Annotated in this window: 17 protein-coding genes; 14 read left to right on the top strand and 3 right to left on the bottom strand. The window is 72.0% G+C overall.

Features of this window, described 5'->3' with window-relative positions:
• Positions 1-158 precede the first annotated feature (158 nt).
• From EUA93_RS05795 to EUA93_RS05740, 12 genes are all read left to right on the top strand, one after another.
• A complete protein-coding gene (locus tag EUA93_RS05795; protein ID WP_129399266.1) occupies positions 159-1,436 on the top strand; it encodes an ABC transporter substrate-binding protein in 1,278 nt (425 codons plus the stop codon).
• Between the two features lie 46 nt (positions 1,437-1,482).
• Positions 1,483-2,508 carry a carbohydrate ABC transporter permease gene (locus tag EUA93_RS05790; RefSeq protein WP_242497251.1) on the top strand — a complete coding sequence of 342 codons (1,026 nt, stop codon included), beginning with the start codon at positions 1,483-1,485 and terminating at the stop codon, positions 2,506-2,508.
• The gene (locus EUA93_RS05785) at positions 2,505-3,323 is read left to right on the top strand and encodes a carbohydrate ABC transporter permease (RefSeq protein WP_129399265.1); all 819 of its coding nucleotides are present in this window, start codon (positions 2,505-2,507) and stop codon (positions 3,321-3,323) included. The genes EUA93_RS05790 and EUA93_RS05785 overlap by 4 nt, the downstream gene beginning before the upstream one ends.
• On the top strand, positions 3,320-4,795 hold the full coding sequence (locus EUA93_RS05780; protein ID WP_129399264.1) for a GH1 family beta-glucosidase: 1,476 nt from the start codon (positions 3,320-3,322) through the stop codon (positions 4,793-4,795). The genes EUA93_RS05785 and EUA93_RS05780 overlap by 4 nt, the downstream gene beginning before the upstream one ends.
• Positions 4,796-4,805: 10 nt before the next feature.
• Positions 4,806-5,840 carry a LacI family DNA-binding transcriptional regulator gene (locus EUA93_RS05775; protein WP_129399263.1) on the top strand — a complete coding sequence of 345 codons (1,035 nt, stop codon included), beginning with the start codon at positions 4,806-4,808 and terminating at the stop codon, positions 5,838-5,840.
• 210 nt (positions 5,841-6,050) lie between these two features.
• The gene (locus EUA93_RS05770) at positions 6,051-7,586 is read left to right on the top strand and encodes a DEAD/DEAH box helicase (RefSeq protein WP_129399262.1); all 1,536 of its coding nucleotides are present in this window, start codon (positions 6,051-6,053) and stop codon (positions 7,584-7,586) included.
• Positions 7,587-7,630: 44 nt separating this feature from the next.
• A complete protein-coding gene (locus tag EUA93_RS05765) occupies positions 7,631-8,131 on the top strand; it encodes an SRPBCC family protein (protein WP_129399261.1) in 501 nt (166 codons plus the stop codon).
• Between the two features lie 158 nt (positions 8,132-8,289).
• A complete protein-coding gene (locus EUA93_RS05760; RefSeq protein ID WP_129399260.1) occupies positions 8,290-8,925 on the top strand; it encodes an alpha/beta hydrolase in 636 nt (211 codons plus the stop codon).
• Positions 8,912-9,988 (top strand): LLM class flavin-dependent oxidoreductase, encoded by a 1,077-nt coding sequence (locus EUA93_RS05755; protein WP_129399259.1) that lies wholly within the window; start codon positions 8,912-8,914, stop codon positions 9,986-9,988. Before EUA93_RS05760 ends, EUA93_RS05755 begins: the two co-directional genes overlap by 14 nt.
• Before the next feature lie 61 nt (positions 9,989-10,049).
• Positions 10,050-11,177, top strand: a complete 1,128-nt coding sequence (locus tag EUA93_RS05750) for a carboxylate-amine ligase (protein WP_129399258.1) — start codon at positions 10,050-10,052, stop codon at positions 11,175-11,177.
• A gap of 21 nt (positions 11,178-11,198) precedes the next feature.
• Positions 11,199-11,885, top strand: coding sequence for a CPBP family intramembrane glutamic endopeptidase (locus tag EUA93_RS05745; RefSeq protein WP_129399257.1), 687 nt, complete (start codon positions 11,199-11,201; stop codon positions 11,883-11,885).
• A 37-nt stretch (positions 11,886-11,922) separates the two neighbouring features.
• A complete protein-coding gene (locus EUA93_RS05740) occupies positions 11,923-12,702 on the top strand; it encodes an SDR family NAD(P)-dependent oxidoreductase (protein WP_129399256.1) in 780 nt (259 codons plus the stop codon).
• 25 nt (positions 12,703-12,727) lie between these two features.
• Here the strand turns inward: EUA93_RS05740 and EUA93_RS05735 are convergent, their stop codons facing one another.
• Genes EUA93_RS05735 through EUA93_RS05725 form a run of 3 tightly spaced genes read right to left on the bottom strand, consistent with a single transcriptional unit; the run spans position 12,728 to position 15,560 of the window.
• Complete coding sequence (locus tag EUA93_RS05735) at positions 12,728-13,624, bottom strand: NAD(P)H-binding protein (RefSeq protein ID WP_129399255.1); 897 nt, start codon at positions 13,622-13,624, stop codon at positions 12,728-12,730.
• A 35-nt stretch (positions 13,625-13,659) separates the two neighbouring features.
• Positions 13,660-14,976: a cation:proton antiporter gene (locus EUA93_RS05730; RefSeq protein WP_129399254.1), complete on the bottom strand. Its 1,317-nt coding sequence runs from the start codon at positions 14,974-14,976 to the stop codon at positions 13,660-13,662.
• Positions 14,973-15,560 (bottom strand): helix-turn-helix domain-containing protein, encoded by a 588-nt coding sequence (locus EUA93_RS05725; RefSeq protein WP_129399253.1) that lies wholly within the window; start codon positions 15,558-15,560, stop codon positions 14,973-14,975. The genes EUA93_RS05730 and EUA93_RS05725 overlap by 4 nt, the downstream gene beginning before the upstream one ends.
• A gap of 107 nt (positions 15,561-15,667) precedes the next feature.
• Between EUA93_RS05725 and EUA93_RS05720 the strand changes: the two genes are divergently transcribed.
• Both EUA93_RS05720 and EUA93_RS05715 read left to right on the top strand, forming a co-directional pair.
• Positions 15,668-16,879: an acetyl-CoA C-acetyltransferase gene (locus tag EUA93_RS05720; RefSeq protein ID WP_129399252.1), complete on the top strand. Its 1,212-nt coding sequence runs from the start codon at positions 15,668-15,670 to the stop codon at positions 16,877-16,879.
• 11 nt (positions 16,880-16,890) lie between these two features.
• Positions 16,891-19,128, top strand: coding sequence for a 3-hydroxyacyl-CoA dehydrogenase NAD-binding domain-containing protein (locus tag EUA93_RS05715; RefSeq protein WP_129399251.1), 2,238 nt, complete (start codon positions 16,891-16,893; stop codon positions 19,126-19,128).
• The last annotated feature ends 149 nt before the right edge of the window (positions 19,129-19,277 follow it).

The raw sequence follows: 19,277 nt of genomic DNA, 5'->3' as shown, positions 1-19,277 counted from the left end.
ATGATCTGAGCGTGCGACCCACGCGTGCCATTGACATCCTGTGTGACGCCTGACACATTGTCGGCGGACGGAAGTGGAAGCGCTCTCACACCTCTCACCCGCCGTCCGCCAGGCCGGACGACCAGTCCGGTTCCCCGCAGGATGGCAGGAGTGCAGTGGTGCAGACCCCGAAGAGCCGGCGAGTACGACTCGCCACGAGCGCGCTGGTGGCGCTCACCCTCGCGACGACCGCGGCCGCCTGTGGCGGCGGCGGTGACGACGCGAGTGCAGACGGCACGACCACGATCACCGTGGCCACGTTCAACGAGTTCGGCTACGAGGGCCTGATCGACGAGTGGAACGCGGCCAACGACGACATCAAGATCAAGCAGGTCAAGGTCGGCACCTGGGACGACGCCAAGGCCAACCTCTACACCAAGCTGGCGGCCGGCTCCGGCCTGTCCGACATCGAGGCCATCGAGGGTGACGCGATGCCCGCGATCATGGCCGAGAGCGACGCCTTCGTCGACCTCACCGACCCCGAGCTCGACGGCCGCTGGCTGGACTGGAAGGCCGCTGCCGGCACCAACTCCGAGGGCCAGATGATCGGCTACGGGACCGACGTGGGCCCGGAGGGCATCTGCTACCGCGCCGACCTGTTCAAGAAGGCCGGTCTCCCGACCGACCGCGACGAGGTCGCGAAGATGATGGGCACGTGGGACGACTACTTCGCCCTGGGCGACGAGTTCGTCGAGGCGATGCCCGGTGCCGCCTGGTACGACTCCTCGGGCGGGCTGGCCCAGGCCATGCTCAACCAGGTCGCGAACCCGTTCGAGACCGACGACGGCACCGTCGACGTGGAGAACCCCGAGCTCGAGGCCGTCTACACCGCCGTCACCGACAACGTCGACCGCGGCCTCTCCACCAGGGTCGCCCAGTGGGGCGACGACTGGAACGCGCAGTTCCAGGAGGACGCCTTCGCCACGATGGCCTGCCCGGGCTGGATGATGGGCATCATCGAGGGCAACTCCGAGGGTGTCGACGGCTGGGACATCGCCAACGCCTTCCCCGGCGGCGGCGGCAACTGGGGCGGCTCGTTCCTGACCGTCCCGGCCCAGGGTGAGCACCAGGAGGAGGCCAAGAAGGTCGCTGCCTGGCTGACCGCGCCCGAGCAGCAGGCCAAGGCCTTCGAGGCGGTGGGAGCCTTCCCCAGCCAGGTCGAGGCCCAGGACTCCCCGGAGGTCAACGAGGCCACCAACGCGTTCTTCAACGACGCGCCGATCGGTGAGATCACCGCCGACCGTGCCGCCGCCATCACCGTGCAGCCCTTCAAGGGTCCGAAGTACTCCGACATCCTCACGGCCTTCCAGGCGGCGGTCCTCCGGGTCGACGACGGCTCGAAGGACCCCGACGCCTCGTGGGACCAGTTCCTGGCCGACGTCGAAGCACTGGGCTGACCGGCCCCCGACCGGACCCTGACCGCCCACCACCGAACGGCGAGACGTGAGCACCTCCCTCCCCACGCGGGGTGGCGACACCGAGACGGTGTCGCCACCCCGGCCGCCCGGCCCGAAGGGCCAGCCGACCGGCGGCTCCGGACGCCCCCAGTGGCGGCAGCGGCTGAGCCGCCTCGACCACACGCTCGCGCCCTACCTCTACATCTCGCCGTTCTTCCTGCTCTTCCTCGTCATCGGCATGTTCCCCCTGCTCTACACCGCGTGGGTCTCGGTCCACGACTGGAGCCTGCTGGGCGGCAAGGGGGAGTTCGTCGGCCTCGACAACTACCGCGAGGTCCTCCAGAACCCCTACTTCACCAAGCAGCTGGTCAACACGATCAGCATCTTCGCGATCTCCTCGGTGCCCCAGATCCTCATCGCCCTGGTGCTGGCCGCCCTGCTCGACAACCAGCTCCGGGCCAGGACGGCCTGGCGGATGAGCATCCTGCTGCCGTTCGTCGTCTCGCCGGTCGCGGTGGCGATCATCTTCGGCAGCCTGTACGGCGACCGCTACGGCCTGGCCAACGAGATCCTCGGCGTCGTGGGGATCGACCCCGTCTCGTGGCACACCAACCGGCTCGCCAGCCACGTGGCGATCGCCACGATGGTCAACTGGCGCTGGACCGGCTACAACGCGCTGATCTTCCTGGCCGCGATGCAGGCGGTGCCGCGCGAGCTCTACGAGTCGGCGGCGATCGACGGCGCCGGGCGGCTGCGCCAGTTCCTCTCGATCACCGTCCCGATGATCCGGCCCACGATGATCTTCGTCATCATCACGTCCACGATCGGTGGGCTGCAGGTCTTCGCCGAGCCGCGGCTCTTCGACCAGACGACCGCCCGCAACGGCGGCAGCGACCGCCAGTTCGGCACCATCACGATGCTGATCTACGACTTCGGCTGGCAGCTGCGTGACCTGGGCCGCGCCTCGGCGACCGCCTGGCTGCTCTTCCTGGTGATCTGCGCGTTCGCGGTCGTCAACTTCCTGCTCATCCGACGTCTCGGACGTCTCGGCACGATCGGAGGCAGGGGATGAGCCGCCGTCCGGGCTTCCTCGTCTACGGCCTGCTGATCGCCTTCGTGCTCGGCTCGGCCGCCCCGCTCTACTGGTCGTTCCTGCTGGGCTCGCAGACCAAGGAGGAGGCGTCCCAGGGGATCCCGCCGCTCCTCCCGGGCGGTCACTTCCTCGACAACGCCCAGCGCGTCCTGGACTCGCTCCCCTTCTGGAAGGCCCTCGGCAACAGCCTGATGGTCTCGACGGTCACGGCGTGCTCGGTGGTCTTCTTCTGCACCCTCGCGGGCTACGCGTTCGCCAAGCTCCGCTTCCGGGGGAGCGGTCCCCTGATGGTCTTCGTGATCGCGACGATGGCGGTCCCGACCCAGCTCGGCGTCGTCCCGCTCTTCATCCTGATGTCCAAGCTCGGGTGGGCCGGCAGCGTCTGGTCGGTCGTCATCCCGTGGCTGGTCACCGCCTTCGGCGTCTTCTTCATGCGCCAGTACCTCGTCGACGCCGTGCCCGACGAGCTCATCGAGGCCGCGCGGATGGACGGGTGCTCCCAGATCCGCACCTTCCTGACGGTCGCCGTGCCGGCGGCGCGACCGGCTGCGGCCATCCTCTGGCTCTTCACCTTCATGCAGGTGTGGACCGACTTCTTCTGGCCGCTGATCGCCCTGCCGCCGGACAACCCCACCATCCAGGTGGCGCTCAACCAGCTCCAGAGCGGGTACTTCAAGGACTTCAGCCTGGTCCTCGCCGGGACCACCCTGGCCACCATCCCGCTCCTCGTCCTGTTCGTCCTCGCCGGGCGCCAGCTCGTGTCCGGCATCATGCAAGGAGCCGTCAAGGGATGACCGTCCAGAGCACCCCCGCCGCCGCCGTCGTCGAGCACCGTGGTCGGCTGAGCTTTCCCCCGGACTTCGTCTGGGGGATGGCCACCGCCTCCTACCAGATCGAGGGCGCCGTGGCCGAGGACGGCCGCACCGCCTCGATCTGGGACACCTTCTCCCAGGTCCCGGGCGCCGTGATGAGCGGCGACACCGGTGAGGTGGCGGTCGACCACTACCACCGGATGCGCGAGGACGTCGCGATCATGGCCGACCTCGGCGCCTCGTCGTACCGCTTCTCGGTCGCCTGGCCCCGCGTGCGGCCCGACGCCGGCGCGGTCAACCCGGCCGGGCTCGCGTTCTACGACCGCCTCGTCGACGAGCTGCTGTCGCGCGGCATCGCGCCGTGGCTGACGCTCTACCACTGGGACCTCCCGCAGGTGCTGGAGGACGCCGGCGGCTGGACCAACCGCGACACCGCGCACCGCTTCGTCGAGTACGCCGTCTCCGTGCACGAGGCGCTCGGCGACCGGGTCCCGACGTGGACGACGCTCAACGAGCCGTGGTGCTCGGCGTTCCTCGGCTACTCCGCGGGACACCACGCCCCGGGTCGTCAGGAGGGTGCCGCCGGCCTGGTGGCCGGTCACCACCTGCTGCTCGCCCACGGCCTCGCCGTGCAGGAGCTCCGCAGCCGCGGCGCCGACCGGCTCGGGATCAGCCTCAACCTGACCGTGCCCGACCCGAGCGACCCCGACGACCCGGTCGACGTCGACGCGGCGCGCCGCATCGACTCGCTCCACAACCGGTTCTTCCTCGACCCGATCTTCCGCGGTGCCTACCCCGCCGACCTGCTCGAGGACACCGCCGGGCTGACCTTCGACGGGCGCCCGTGGGTCGAGGTCGTCCACGACGGCGACCTGGCCGCGATCTCGGCACCGATCGACGTGCTGGGCGTGAACTACTACCACGGCAACGAGGTCTCCGGTCACCCGCGCACCGACGTCGTCGGCATCGGCTCCGACCAGCCCGACCGGGTGGCGCTCTCGCCCTTCGTGGGGTCCGAGCACGTCACCTTCCCCAGTCGCGGCCTGCCGGTCACCGACATGGGGTGGGAGATCCAGCCCGAGGGGCTGCACCGGCTGCTGCGCCGCCTCCACGACGACTACCCGCGCCTGCCCGTCTACCTCACCGAGACGGGCGCGGCCTTCGCCGACCGCCCCGACGACGACGGGGAGGTCCGCGACCCCGACCGGATCGCCTTCCTCGACGCCTACCTCCGCGCGGTGCACCTCGCCGTCGAGGAGGGCGTCGACGTGGGTGGCTTCTTCCACTGGTCCTACTGCGACAACTTCGAGTGGGCCTTCGGCTACGCGAAGCGGTTCGGCCTGGTCCACGTCGACTACGCCACGCAGGTGCGTACGCCGAAGTCGAGCGCACGCTGGTACGCCGACCTCGCGCGCACCGGCGTACTCCACTCGGCGGACGGGTCCGACCACTAGCGTGGGCGGGGTGAACAGCACGCGCACCGTCTCGACCGGGGGCTCGCCCACGCTCGACGAGGTCGCGCGCGTGGCCGGGGTCTCCCGCGCGACGGCGTCGCGGGCGATCAACGGCGGCCAGCGGGTCAGCCCCCGCGCGCAGGCCGCGGTCGACCAGGCGGTGCGCACGCTCGGCTACGTGCCGAACCCGGCGGCCCGCAGCCTCGTCACCCGGCGTACCGACTCCATCGCCGTCGTGGTGCCCGAGCCCGACGACCGCGTCTTCTCCGACCCCTTCTTCGCCGGCACCCTGCGCGGCGTGACGCGGGTGCTGGGGGAGCGCGACATCCAGCTCGTGCTGCTGCTCGCCCGCCCGGGCGCCTCCAGCGCGCGCACCCTGCGCTACCTCACCGGCCGCCACGTCGACGGCGCCTACGTGGTCTCCCACCACCGTGACGACCGGCTCGCCGAGCACCTCTCCGACATCGGTCTGCCCTGCGTCTTCGGAGGCCGGCCCTGGACCGGCGGCGACCGGGTGGCCTACGTCGACGTCGACAACACCGCCGGCGAGCGCGAGGCGACCGAGCACCTGATCCGGTCGGGACGCACCCGCATCGGGACGATCGCCGGCCCCTCCGACATGACCGCCTCGGCCGACCGCCTCGCCGGGTGGCGACAGGCGATGACCGCTGCCGGGCTGTCGGCCGACGCCGTCGAGCACGGCGACTTCACCGAGGACAGCGGCGTGCACGCGACCCGCGCGCTGCTCGAGCGGCACCCCGACCTCGACGGCCTCGTCGTCGCCTCCGACCTGATGGCGGCCGCGGCGCTCCGGGTGCTGGCCGAGCTCGGCCGCCGGGTCCCCGACGACGTCGCGGTGACCGGCTTCGACGACCTCGGCGTCGCCGAGCGCACCACCCCGCGCCTCACCACCGTCCGCCAGCCCGTCGTCGCGATGGCCGAGCGGGCGACCCGCCTCCTGCTCGACCGGGTCGACCAGGCCGACGGCAGCCACCCGATGCGGCTGATCATCCCGCCGACGCTGGTGCAGCGCGACAGCACGTGACGCGCGCCCTGAGTCCGTTCTCACACGTCACCGGATTCACGGGAACACCACTTGTCCCAGTAGCGTTGTGCCCATCAGTCGCCCGGCCGGTCTTGCCCCGGGCGCAGGTCGCCGCGCAGCGCGGCACCCTTCCTCACTTCTGAGGCACGTACGCCGCGTCCAGCGCGACTGCGGCTCACGGTGGCGAGACGCCAACCGAAAGCAACTCACATGACCTTCGCCGACCTCGGCGTGCCGTCCTCGCTCGCCCACATCCTGGAGCAGCAGGGCATCACCACTCCCACTCCCATCCAGGCCGCGACGCTGCCCGACAGCCTCGCCGGCCGCGACGTCCTCGGCCGTGGCCGCACCGGCTCCGGCAAGACGTTCGCCTTCCTCCTCCCGCTCGTCGCGCGGCTCGACGCGAGCAAGCTGCCGGCCATGCCGCGCAAGCCCCGCGCGCTGATCCTCGCGCCGACGCGCGAGCTGGTCGGCCAGATCCACGCCTCGCTGGTCCCGCTCGCCAAGGCCGCCGGTCTCTCGACCGTCGTCGTCTACGGCGGCGTCGGCCAGGGCCCGCAGGTCACCGCGCTCAAGAAGGGCGTCGACATCGTCATCGCCTGCCCCGGTCGCCTCGAGGACCTCATGGGTCAGGGCTTCGCCGACCTGTCGTCGGTCGAGATCACGATCCTCGACGAGGCCGACCACATGGCCGACCTCGGCTTCCTGCCGGGCGTGCGCCGGATCATGGACAAGACCCCGCAGTCGGGTCAGCGCATGCTCTTCTCGGCCACCCTCGACAAGGCGATCGACGTCCTGGTCAAGCGGTTCCTGACCAACGCCGTCACCCACGAGGCCGACTCGGCGCAGTCGCCGGTCGCGACCATGCACCACCACGTCCTGCACCTCACGCGCGAGCAGCGGGTGCCGGTCCTGGTGAACCTCACCAGCGCACCCGGCCGCACGGTCGTCTTCACCCGCACGAAGTACGGCGCCAAGGCGCTGGCCCGCCAGCTCAACAAGTCCGGCGTGCCGAGCGTCGAGCTGCACGGCAACCTGTCGCAGAACGCGCGCACCCGCAACATGGAGGCGTTCCACTCCGGCACCGCCACCACGCTGGTCGCCACCGACATCGCAGCGCGCGGCATCCACGTCGACGACGTCTCGCTCGTCGTGCACGCCGACCCGCCGGTCGAGCACAAGGCCTACCTGCACCGCTCGGGTCGTACGGCCCGCGCCGGCAACGAGGGCACCGTCATCACCCTCATGACCGACGACCAGCAGCGCGACGTGCGCGACCTGACCCGTCAGGCCGGCATCAAGCCGGTCACCACCAAGGTCAACGGCCCCGACCACCCGGTCCTGGCCGAGCTGGCCCCTGGTGAGCGCGTCCTCGTGCCCGGCGGCCTCGTCGTCGAGGCGCCGGCCCAGCAGGGCGGCGGCGGTCGGTCGACCGGTGCCAACGCCCAGCGCAAGCGTGCTCGCAAGGGCGGCCAGACCAACGGCCAGTCCCGTCGGGGCAACCCGGCCGGCGCATCCGGCTCGGCTCCGGCCTACAGCACCTCGACCGGCTCCTCGGCCGGCGGTTCCACCGATGGTGGCCAGCGTCGTCGCTCCGGCGGCGGCCAGGGTGGCCAGGGCGCCGGTCAGGGTGCCGGCGGCCAGGGCGGTGGCGGCAACCGCCGTCGCCGCGGTGGCTCCGGCAGCAGCCGGCCGCAGGGCCAGGGCAGCAGCCACAGCGCGTCGTCGTTCTCGCGTGGTCGCTGACCCGTCCCACCCCCTCCACCCGTCCCACGTCCCGGGAGCCCTCGATGAGCCGCACGATGCAGGTCAGTGACAGCGTGCTCGTCGAGGCCGACCGGATGGCGATCTGGAGCCAGGTCGCCGACCCGACCCAGATGCCTCGGTGGAGCCCGGAGAACACCGGCGCCTCGAGCGAGCCCGGGCGCCCGCTCGAGGTCGGCGAGGTCTTCGACGGCACCAACCGTCGCGGTCGGGCACGCTGGGTGACCGAGTGCGTGGTGGCCGAGTCCGACCCGGGCCGGCGCTTCGTCTTCCACGTGCGCAAGATCGGCGTCGGCAGCCCGCGGCTGCGCGGCCGGATCGCGACGTGGGCCTACGACTTCGCCGACGCGGACGGCGGCACGCTGGTCACCGAGACCTGGACCGACAGGCGCACGTCGTGGCCCGACTGGGCGGCGGGCATCTTCGACCGCGCGGCCACCGGTGGCGCGCTCTTCGCCGACTTCCAGCGGCGCAACATCCGCCGCACCCTTGCCCGGCTCAAGGTCGAGCTCGAGCAGCAGGCCTGACCTCTTCTCGTGATCCCCGGTCAGCCGGGGATCACGGAACTTGTCGGCTGTTGCAAGGCCTGACAAGTTCAGCGATCCCCGGTCAGCCGGGGATCGCGACGGCCGGGAATGCCTGCCCGCGCACCATGGTTGCGACTTCAACTAACTGGAGGAGCAGCATGTCGCGCCACACCCTGACCGAGCCGGTCGTCGCCTGGAGCGGCGGCACCGACCAACCCGAGCGTCCCCTGGTCGTGCTGCTCCACGGCCGGGGTGCCGACGAGCGCTCGATCCTCGGACTCGCGGGGCACCTGCCGGAGGAGGCGTCGTACGCCGCGGTGCGCGCGCCGATCGGCGAGGGCGGCGGCTACGCCTGGTTCGACAACCGCGGCATCGGCCGTCCGGTCGCGGAGTCGCTGGCCGAGACCGTCGCGTGGTTCGGAGCCTGGCTCGACGACGTCGCACCGAGCGGCCGGAAGGTCGTGCTGGTCGGCTTCAGCGGCGGCGCCGCCTTCGCCGGTGGCGTGCTGCTCACGGGTCCCGAGCGGCTCGCCGGCGCGGCGATCCTCCACGGCACGCTGCCGTTCGAGGACGCCGGCGTCGACGTCACGCCCGGCCGCCTCGCCGGGAGCCACGTCTTCGTCGCACAGGGCGACGCCGACCACGTCATCCCGCGCGAGCTGCTCGACCGCACGTGGACGTGGCTGGCCGACGAGTCCGCTGCGACAGTGGTGGCACGCCGTGAGCCCGGTGGCCACCAGCTCTCCACCCAGACCGCCGACGACCTGAAGGGTTGGATCCATGACCGCCTCTGACACCGCGTTCGACCACTCCGTGCTCGGCACCCGCGAGCACATCTCCCTCGGCCTCGACACCTTCGGCGACGCGCCCCTCGAGGGTGCGCCCGGCAACCACGCCGCGACCCTGCGCGAGGTCGTCGCGGAGGCGGTCCTCGCGGACCGGGTGGGCGTCGACTACATCGGCCTCGGCGAGCACCACCGCGCCGACTACGCGATCTCCGCACCCGACGTCGTGCTCGCCGCGATCGCCGGGCAGACCGAGCGGATCCGCCTCGGCACCGGCGTCACGGTGCTCTCGAGCGACGACCCGATCCGGGTCTACGAGCGCTTCGCCACCCTCGACGCGGTGAGCAACGGACGCGCGGAGGTGCAGCTCGGCCGCGGCTCCTTCATCGAGTCGTTCGGCCTGTTCGGGCTCGACCTCGGCGACTACGACCGGCTCTTCGCCGAGAAGCTCGACCTCTTCGCCGCGCTCCAGGACGAGGAGCCGGTGTCGTGGGAGGGCAGCATCCGCACGCCGCTCGTGGACCAGCCCGTCTACCCGACCACCGCGGCCGGCAGGCTTCCGGCGTGGATCGGAGTCGGCGGCACCCCGCAGTCCGTCGTCCGCGCCGCGCGCTACGGCATGCCACTGATGCTCGCCGTCATCGGCGGCTCGCCGGCACAGTTCGTGCCGTTCGCCGACCTCTACCGCCGGTCCCTGATCGAGCACGCCGTCCCGGAGCTGCCGATCGGCATGCACTCGCCCGGCCACGTCGCCGCCACCGACGAGCTGGCGCGCGAGCAGCTCTACCCGCACCAGGCCGAGCTCGTCACCCGGATCGGGCGCGAGCGGGGCTGGGGTCCCTACAGCCGGATCGCCTTCGAGCAGGGCGCGTCCCCGCAGGGCGCGCTCTTCGTCGGCTCGCCGGAGACGGTCGCGCAGAAGATCGCCTGGGCGGCCAGGACGCTCGGCCTCTCCCGCTTCCAGCTGAAGTACTCCATCGGCTCGCTCCCGCACGAGCAGCGCCTGGAGTCGATCCGGCTCTACGGCACCGAGGTCGTCCCGCGGGTGCGCGAGCTCCTGGCCACGTCCTAGGACGGGCCGCCCGGCCCTTGGGATGGGGCGCTGCGTTGCCGGCCGGTGGTTGGATCGATCCATGCGCACCATGGGGGTCGAGGAGGAGCTGCTCCTCGTCGACGCGCGGACCGGCCGTCCGCGCAACGTCGCCTCCCAGGTGATCCGGGCGGCCGAGGCGCGCGACGCCGCCGGCTCCGCGCCCAGCGACGACCGCGGTGGGTCGCTCGGGCCCGAGCTGCACACGACCCAGGTCGAGACCGACACCCCGCCCCTCGAGACCCTGCCGGCGCTGGACCACGCGCTGCGGGCCTGGCGCGAACGCGCGCGAGCGTCGGCCCTCGAGGTCGGCGCGCGGGTCGTCCCCACCGGCACCTCCCCGCTCGCCGGTGACACCAGGGTCGAGCGGACCGACCGGTACGACGCGATGGCGCAGCGCTACGGCCTGATGATCGCCGAGCAGCTGGTCTGCGGCTGCCACGTGCACGTCGAGTTGTCGGGGGACGACGAGGGCGTCGGCGTGCTCGACCGGATCCGCACCTGGGTGCCGTTGCTGCTCGCGATCAGCGCCAACTCCCCGTGGTCGCAGTCGGTCGACACCGGCTACGAGAGCTACCGCTGGCAGATGCAGATGCGGTGGCCGAGCTCGGGCCCCCTGCCCGTCCTCGGGACGCCGGCCGCCTACCGCGCCTACGTCGACGCGATGCTGGCCACCGGCGTGCCCGTCGACGAGGGCATGGTCTACGCCGACGCCCGCCTGTCGGCGCTCCACCCGACGGTGGAGATCCGCACGGCCGACGTGTGCCTCGAGGTCCGCGACGCGGTCGTGGTGGCGGCACTGTCCCGGGCGCTCGTGGAGACGGCCGCGCGGGAGTGGGCCGAGGGCGTGCCCGCGGCCGACGTACCGGCACCGCTCGTGCGTCTCGCCGGGTGGAGGGCCGGTCGCTACGGCCTCACCGGCGAGCTCGTGCACCCGCCGACCGGCACCTCGCGCCCCGCCGCCGACGTGCTCGGCGACCTGCTCGCGCACGTGGGCGACGCGCTCGAGGACGCCGGCGACCACGACCACGTCTCGCGCGGGATCGCGCGCCTGCTGGCCGACGGGACGGGCTCACGCGTCCAGCGCGACCTGCTGGGGGCGGCCGGCCGGGACGAGGACGCCCAGGGCGCCGCCGTCGTGCAGCTGAGCCGGATCGCGACCGAGGCGTGAGGGTTTCCTAGGGTGGTCGTCATGCGCTCCTTCATCCGCCGGTCGCTGTGGGACGTGGTCCCGCGCGACCAGCGCGACACCCCGGAGGCCTTCCGCCGTCGCCAGATGGTGGCGGCCGCCGTGGTCGTCGTCGGCGCGGTCGTGCTGGGCTGGTCGCTGCGGCTCGAGCCCGGCGGGAACCTCTTCTACGTCGCCGCGGTCGTGCTGGCCGGGGTCTGGGCGGCCGGTGCGTTCCTGTCGGGCCGCCTCCACCTGGGACGGATGGCCCGTGGTGGGGAGGTCTTCGTCCGGCCGATCGTCGCGCCGATCCTGCTCGGACTGCTGATGGTCGGGGTGTTCGTGCTCGGCGCGCTCGTGGTGCGCGAGATCGATCCGCTGGCGTCCTACGTCTCCTCCGTCCTGGCCTACGCCGACGAGGGGTCGCTGCCGTTGCTGGCGGTCATCACCTTCTTCAACGGCATCGCCGAGGAGCTCTTCTTCCGGGGGGCGATGTATGCCGCGATCCCCCGCCACCCGGTGCTGTGGACGACGCTCGCCTACGTCGTCGCGACGCTGGCCACCGGCAACGTGATGCTCGGGTTCGCCGCGATCCTGCTGGGCGCGGTCTGCGGCCTCGAGCGGCGGGCCAGCGGCGGGATCCTGGCTCCGATCCTGACCCACATCACGTGGTCGCTCTCGATGCTGTTCCTGCTGCCGCTGATCTTCTAGCCTGCGCGGTCGTGCCGCCGAGCGGCAGGATGGTGCCATGACCTCGAGCGCCTACCTGTCCGATCTGTTCTCGCTCGAGGGCAGGACCGCGGTCGTGACGGGTGGCAGCTCCGGCATCGGCCGCGCCATCGCGTCCGCACTCGCCGGCGCGGGCGCCCGGGTCGTGGTGGTGGCGCGCCGGGAGGACGAGCTGGCGGAGACCGTGGAAGAGTTGACGGGTGCGGGCCGCACGGCGGCCTGGGTGTCCGCCGACCTGGGCTCCCGCGCCGGGGCGCGCGCGGCCGCCGAGGACGCAGTCCGGGTCTTCGGCGAGCCCGACATCCTCGTCAACAGTGCCGGCGCCAACATCCGCCCACCCATGGGTGAGCTCGGCGACGACGACTGGGACGCCACGATGGCGATCAACCTCGAGGCGCCCTACGTCCTGGGCCAGCGGTTCGGGCCGGGGATGGCCGAGCGTGGCTTCGGGCGGATCATCCACATCTCCTCCCAGCAGGCGCACCGGGCGTTCGTCCAGAGCGGCGCCTACGGGGTGTCGAAGGGCGCGCTCGAGTCGCTGGCGCGCTCGCAGGCCGAGGCGTGGTCACCCTCCGGCGTCACGGTCAACACCCTCGTGCCCGGCTTCGTGATGACACCCCTGAACCAGCGTCTGTCGTCCGACCCCGACAAGGTGGCGGCGCTCGCGGCGCGCACGATGGTGGGGCGCAACGGCCTGGCCGAGGACTTCGCGGGAGCGGCGGTCTTCCTCGCGAGCCCGGCCTCGGCCTACGTCACCGGGCAGGCGGTCTTCGTCGACGGCGGGTTCTCGGTGCACTGACGCCGACCCGCACCGGTACGTCGGGTCAGGCCCCCGAGGCCTTGCGCTCCGCGAGCGCGCGGCGCACGGACTCCCGGTAGGTCAGCGGCTCGCCCGGCACCACGTCGCGGATCGAGGTGTCCTTGACGATGACCTCGGTCGACATGGAGTCGATGAGGTTGCGGCCGGTGGTGACGTCGACGTCGGTGACCAGGGCGAGCCAGCGCGAGGACAGCCCCGGGGTCAGCAGCGGCACGACGACGATCGGGACCTTGCGGCCGTTCATCTCCTCCGCCACGCCCTGCAGCATCTCGCGGTAGGTCAGCTGGTCGGGCCCGCCGATCTCGAAGACCCGCCCCAACGCGTCCGGGTGGTCCACGACGCCGGCCAGGTAGCGCACCACGTCGTCGATCGCGATCGGCTGGGTCCGGGTGCCGACCCACTTGGGCACGACCATGCCGGGGAGGTTCTTCACCAGCTGCCGGGTGAGCTCCCACGAGATGCCTCCGTGGCCGACGACGATCGCCGCGCGCAGGACGGTGACCGGTACGCCGTCGCCCCCCAGCAGCTCCTCGACCTCGCGACGCGAGCGCAGGTGGTCGGAGAGGTCGTGGTCCTCGTCGCCCAGGCCTCCCATGTAGACGATCTGCTTCACCCCGGCTGCGGCAGCGGCCGCGCTGAAGTGGCGGGCCGCGTCGGCGTCCTTGCGCACGAAGTCGGGGTCGTCGAGGGAGTGGACGAGGTAGATCGCGACGTCGGCGCCCTCGAGCGCGGGCACCAGGCTGTCGGCGTCCATCACGTCGGCGCCGACAGCCTCACCCGGTCCGTCGTACGTCTCGGGGTGGCGGGTCATGGCTCGGACGTCGTGCCCGGCGTCGAGCAGGGCGGGGACGAGGCGGCGGCCGATGAAGCCCGTGGCGCCGGTGACGAGGACTGTGGACATGCCCCCACTCTCTCAGCAGGCCCTGACGCGTCGCCTCATCCCGACGAGGCCCTGCGTCGGGCGTCGAGCCGCGACATCGCCGGCGTGGCGGTGACGCCGTGCAGCAGGACCGATGCGATCACGGTGAACGCGACCGTCGACCACAGCCACGGCTCGTCGGGCAGCTGCTCGTGGCTGGCGGCGTACGCGAGGTAGAACAGCGAGCCGACGCCGCGGACGCCGAAGAACGCCACCGCCGCCGTCTCGCCACGGTCGAGGCCGCCGTCCCGGTGCTCGTCGCGCGCGAGCACGCGCAGGCCCAGGTAGCCGGTCACCGGGCGGACGACGAGGACCAGCGCGAGGGCGAGCACCACGCCGCGCCAGTCGAGGTGCTCGAGCAGCCCGCGCGTCATCGCCATGCCGAGCACGAGGAGCACCAGGAGCGTCATCAGTCGTTCGAGGCGGTCCACCACCGCGTGCATCGCCCGCTGGTAGGAGTGCCCGTGCGCCGAGGCGCGCAGCCGCATCGCGCAGGCAAAGACCGCCAGGAAGCCGTAGCCGTGCACCAGCTCCGCGGCCCCGTACGCCGCCAGCAGCGCCGCGAGCGCGAGCAGGGGCTCACCGTGGTCGGCCAGGCGGAGCGTGTCGGCACGGGCGCGGAACGCCTGGCGGCCCAGCAGCCACCCGGCCAGCACCCCGATCGCCACCCCGACGGCGATCTTGCCGACGACGTACCACCCGATCCACGCCCCCACGTCGGCGAGCCCGAGGCCGCCGGCGATGGCGAGGAGCGCCAGGTGCACGAACGGGAAGGCGAGGCCGTCGTTGAGGCCGGCCTCTGCGGTGAGGGCGAAACGGATGTCGTCGTCCTCCTCGGGCCGGTCGTCGTCGTCGGGGTCGTCGATGTCGTCGGTGAGCGGCTCGCCGACCTGGACGTCCGAGGCGAGCACGGGGTCGGTCGGCGACAGCACGGCGCCGAGCAGGAGGGCCACGGCAGGAGCCAGGCCCGCCACCCACCACCCGAGCAGCGTCATGCCGAGGATGGTGAGCGGCATCGTCACCAGCAGCAAGCGCCACACCGGTGACCAGGTGCGCCACGAGCCCCACGAGCGCAGGTCGAGCGTGCGGTCGATGGCGAGGCCGACGCCCATGAGGGAGACCAGCACGGTGAACTCGGTGACGTGCGTGACGAGGTCGCGGTGGTCCTGCGGCTCGAGGCTCACGCCGTCGGTGAGCGGCAGCAGCCCGATCAGCATGCCGACGGCGACGAGCACCATCGGCGGTGACAGGGCGATGCGTCGGGTGACCTGCGGAAGGACGATCGCGAGCAGCAGGGAGAGGCCGAGGAGGAGGTAGACCGCCGGCCCCGTCATCGGGTCCTGAGGGTCTTGCCGTCGTAGGACGCCTGGCTCTCGTCGATCGCCTGCTCGTAGGCCGTGACCAGGCCGGCGATCGTGATCGGCTTGAGCCGGTGGATGAACTCGCGCAGCTGCTCGGCGGTGTAGCCGGCCTCGCGGAACTGCGGCCACACCTTGGTCCGCACGATCTCCGACAGCTCGTCCGCGACCTGCCTGCCGTGGGCGGCGTACACGTCGGCGACGGCGCTCGCGGCCTCGGGCGAGATGCCCATCCCGGACAGGCCTCCGGGCACGTCGACCTCGCGGTCACCCGTGACCGGTGCCAGCAGCGACAGGTGCAGCGCGATGTCGGACGGGGTGGCGGACTCGGGGATGCGCTCGACGTACTTCTCGATCGCCGACAGCGTGAAGCCGTGCCCCTGGAGCTCGCGGACGAGCTCGAGCCGGGCGACGTGGTCGGGGCCGTAGTAGCCCGAGCGGCCGCGGCGGATGGGGGAGGGGACGAGACCGCGGGAGGCGTAGAAGCGGACGTTGCGCGCGCTGACGCCCGTGCGCTCGGTGAGCTGGTCGAGGGTGAGCAGCTCGTCGGTGTCGCTCATCGGACCATCCTCTCCTCCGCGTGCCCGGACCCGCGCAACGCCGCGAACCGGGGTGACGCCGACCACACCTCTTTGACTGTGACAGTAATGGTGTCACAATCGCTGGCATGGCAGAAGCATTCGTCTACGACCACATCCGCACACCTCGCGGCCGCGGCAAGGCCACGGGCTCGCTGCACGAGGTGAAGCCGGTCGACCTGGTCGTCGGACTCCTCGACGAGCTCACGACCCGCAACCCCTCCCTCGACCCCGGCCGCGTCGACGACGTCGTGCTCGGCGTCGTGACCCCGATCGGCGACCAGGGCGGTGACATCGCCAAGACCGCCGCGCTGAAGGCCGGCTACCCCGAGACCGTCGCGGGCGTGCAGCTCAACCGCTTCTGCGCCTCGGGGCTCGAGGCCGTCAACCAGGCCGCGGGCCGGGTGCGCTCGGGCTTCGAGGACCTCATCATCGCCGGCGGCGTCGAGTCGATGAGCCGCGTGCCGATGGGCAGCGACGGCGGCGCCTGGGCGATGGACCCGGCCACCGCGCTGCAGACCGGCTTCGTGCCGCAGGGCATCGGCGCCGACCTGATCGCGACCATCGAGGGCTGGAATCGCCAGGACGTCGACGCCTATGCCGCCGAGTCCCACCACCGCGCCGCCAAGGCCTGGGCCAACGGCTACTTCGACGGCGCCGTCATCCCGGTGAAGGACCTCTCCGGCGTCACCGTGCTCGACCGCGACGAGACCGTCCGCCCCGACACGTCCGTGGAGGGCCTCGCCGGCCTCAAGCCGTCGTTCGCGAGCATCGGCAAGGACGCCGGCTTCGACGACGTCGCCCTCGAGAAGTACCACTGGGTGCCGGCGATCGACCACGTCCACCACGCCGGCAACTCCTCGGGCATCGTCGACGGCGCCGCCGTCATGGCGATCGGCACCGAGGAGATCGGTACGTCGCTGGGGCTGACGCCGCGCGCGCGGATCATCTCCACCGCCGTCTCGGGCGCCGACCCGACGATCATGCTCACCGGCCCGGCGCCGGCCGCCCGCAAGGCGCTCGCCCGCGCCGGCCTCGAGGTCGACGACATCGACCTGTGGGAGATCAACGAGGCGTTCGCCGCCGTGGCGATGCGCTTCATGCGCGACATGGGCATCAGCCACGACGTCACCAACGTCAACGGCGGCGCCATCGCCATGGGCCACCCGCTCGGCGCCACCGGCGCGATGATCCTGGGCACGCTCGTCGACGAGCTCGCCCGCCGCGACCAGAAGCGTGGCCTCGCCACGCTCTGCGTCGGCGGCGGCATGGGCATCGCCACGATCGTCGAGCTGGTCTGAGGAGACTGCACATGACTGACACCGACACCATCCGCGCCGACGAGCTCAGCGCCGTGCGCTACGACCGCGACGCCGACGGCATCGTCACCCTCACGCTCGACGACCCGACCGCGAGCGCGAACACCATGAACGACCTCTACCTCCGCTCGATGGAGGCGGCCGTCCAGCGCCTCCACGACGAGCAGGACGACGTCGTCGGGGTCGTGGTCACCAGCGCGAAGAAGACCTTCTTCGCCGGCGGCAACCTCAAGAACATGATGTCCGCGACGCCGGACGACGCCGACGAGATCTTCGCGATGGGCGAGGCCGTGAAGTCGAGCCTGCGCCGGCTCGAAACGTACCCGCGCCCGGTCGTCGCCGCGATCAACGGCGCCGCCCTCGGCGGCGGCCTCGAGATCGCGCTCGCGACCAACCACCGCATCGCCGTCGACGACCGCTCGGTCAAGATCGGGCTGCCCGAGGCGACGCTCGGCCTGCTGCCGGGCGGCGGCGGGGTCACCCGCGTCGTACGCATGCTCGGGCTCCAGTCCGCGCTGATGGACGTCCTGATGCCCGGCACCCAGTTCGACCCGCAGGGCGCCCTGGCCAAGGGCCTCGTCGACGCCGTCGTACCGACGCGCGAGGAGCTCGTGCCGGCAGCCAGGGCCTGGATCCTCGAGCACCGCGACGACGCCGACGCCGCGTCGAACCCGTGGGACCGCGCGGGCTACAAGATGCCCGGTGGCACGCCGAGGACCCCGGCGCTGGCGCAGTTCCTGCCGGCCTTCCCGGCGCTGCTGCGCAAGCAGACCAAGGGTGCGGTCTACCCCGCGCCGCGCGCCATCATGAGCGCCGCGGTCGAGGGCGCACAGGTCGACTTCGACACCGCCTCGCGCATCGAGAGCCGCTACTTCACCAGCCTGGTCGTCAACCAGCAGGCCAAGAACATGATCCAGGCCTTCTTCTTCGACCTCCAGGCGATCAACTCCGGCTCGCTGCGCCCGCAGGGCATCGAGCGCTGGACCGCCACCCGGGTCGCCGTCCTCGGCGCCGGGATGATGGGCGCCGGCATCGCCTACTCGTGCGCCCGCGCCGGCATGCAGGTCGTCCTCAAGGACGTCTCGCTGGAGGCGGCCGAGCGCGGCAAGGCGTACACCGAGAAGCTCAACGCCAAGGGCGTCGAGCGCGGCAGGATCACCCAGGACAAGGCCGACGAGATCCTCGACCGGATCACGCCGACCGGGTCGCCCGAGGACCTCGCCGGGTGCGACCTCGTCATCGAGGCCGTCTTCGAGGACCCCTCGCTCAAGGCGAAGGTGTTCGCCGAGGTGGCGCCGCACATCAACGCCGACGCGCTGCTCTGCTCCAACACCTCGACCCTGCCGATCACCGAGCTGGCCGAGGGCGTCGACCGGCCGAAGGACTTCATCGGCCTGCACTTCTTCAGCCCCGTCGACAAGATGCCGCTCGTCGAGATCATCCGCGGCGCGGAGACCTCGGACCTCGCCCTGGCCAAGGCCTACGACGTCGTCCAGCAGATCCGCAAGACGCCGATCGTGGTCAACGACTCGCGCGGCTTCTACACCTCGCGCGTCATCGGCACCCAGATCAACGAGGGCCTCACGATGCTCGCCGAGGGCGTGCACCCGGTCTCGCTGGAGCGGGCCGCGACCTCGGCCGGCTTCCCGGTCGGGCCGCTGCAGATCAGCGACGAGCTCAACCTCGAGCTGATGGCCAAGATCCGTAAGGCCACCGAGGACGCCGCGGCCCGCGACGGTGTGGACCTCGGCGACTACCCGGCCGGCGACGTCATCGCGACCATGATCGGTCTCGGCCGTCCCTCGCGGCTCAAGGGCGCCGGCTTCTACGACTACGACGAGTCCGGACGTCGTACGACGCTGTGGCCCGGGCTCGCGGAGACGTTCCCCGTCGCCGAGGTGCAGGTCCCGATCCGCGACGTGCGCGACCGGATGCTCTTCATCGAGGCGCTCGAGACCGCGAAGTGCTTCGAGGAGGGCGTGCTCACCTCGGCCGCCGCGGCCAACATCGGCTCCATCATGGGCATCGGCTTCCCGGCCCTCACCGGCGGCGCCGCGCAGTTCATGACCGGCTGGCAGGCGCTCGACGAGACCGGTCGACCCGAGGGCCCGGTCGGCCTGGCCGCCTTCCTGGCGCGCGCCGATGAGCTCGCCGACGCCTACGGCGACCGCTTCCGCCCGACGGCGTACCTCCGCGACCTCGCGGCGACGGGCGCCTCCTTCCCGGCCTGACCTTCTCAACCTGCTCGATCCTCCCGACCGACGCGCTGTAACGCCGGGTTGAGAGCTGAACCCACCCCCCTGCAGCAGGGTGGGTACAGCAGGCAACCCGGCGTTACAGCGGGAGACGGGTCCTGCCAAAGCACCTCCGCGCGACCCCG

The organism is Nocardioides oleivorans, from assembly GCF_004137255.1.
GTDB lineage: Bacteria > Actinomycetota > Actinomycetes > Propionibacteriales > Nocardioidaceae > Nocardioides > Nocardioides oleivorans.
Note: the sequence above shows the minus strand (reverse complement) of the source record. Positions and strands in the feature narration are given on the sequence as shown.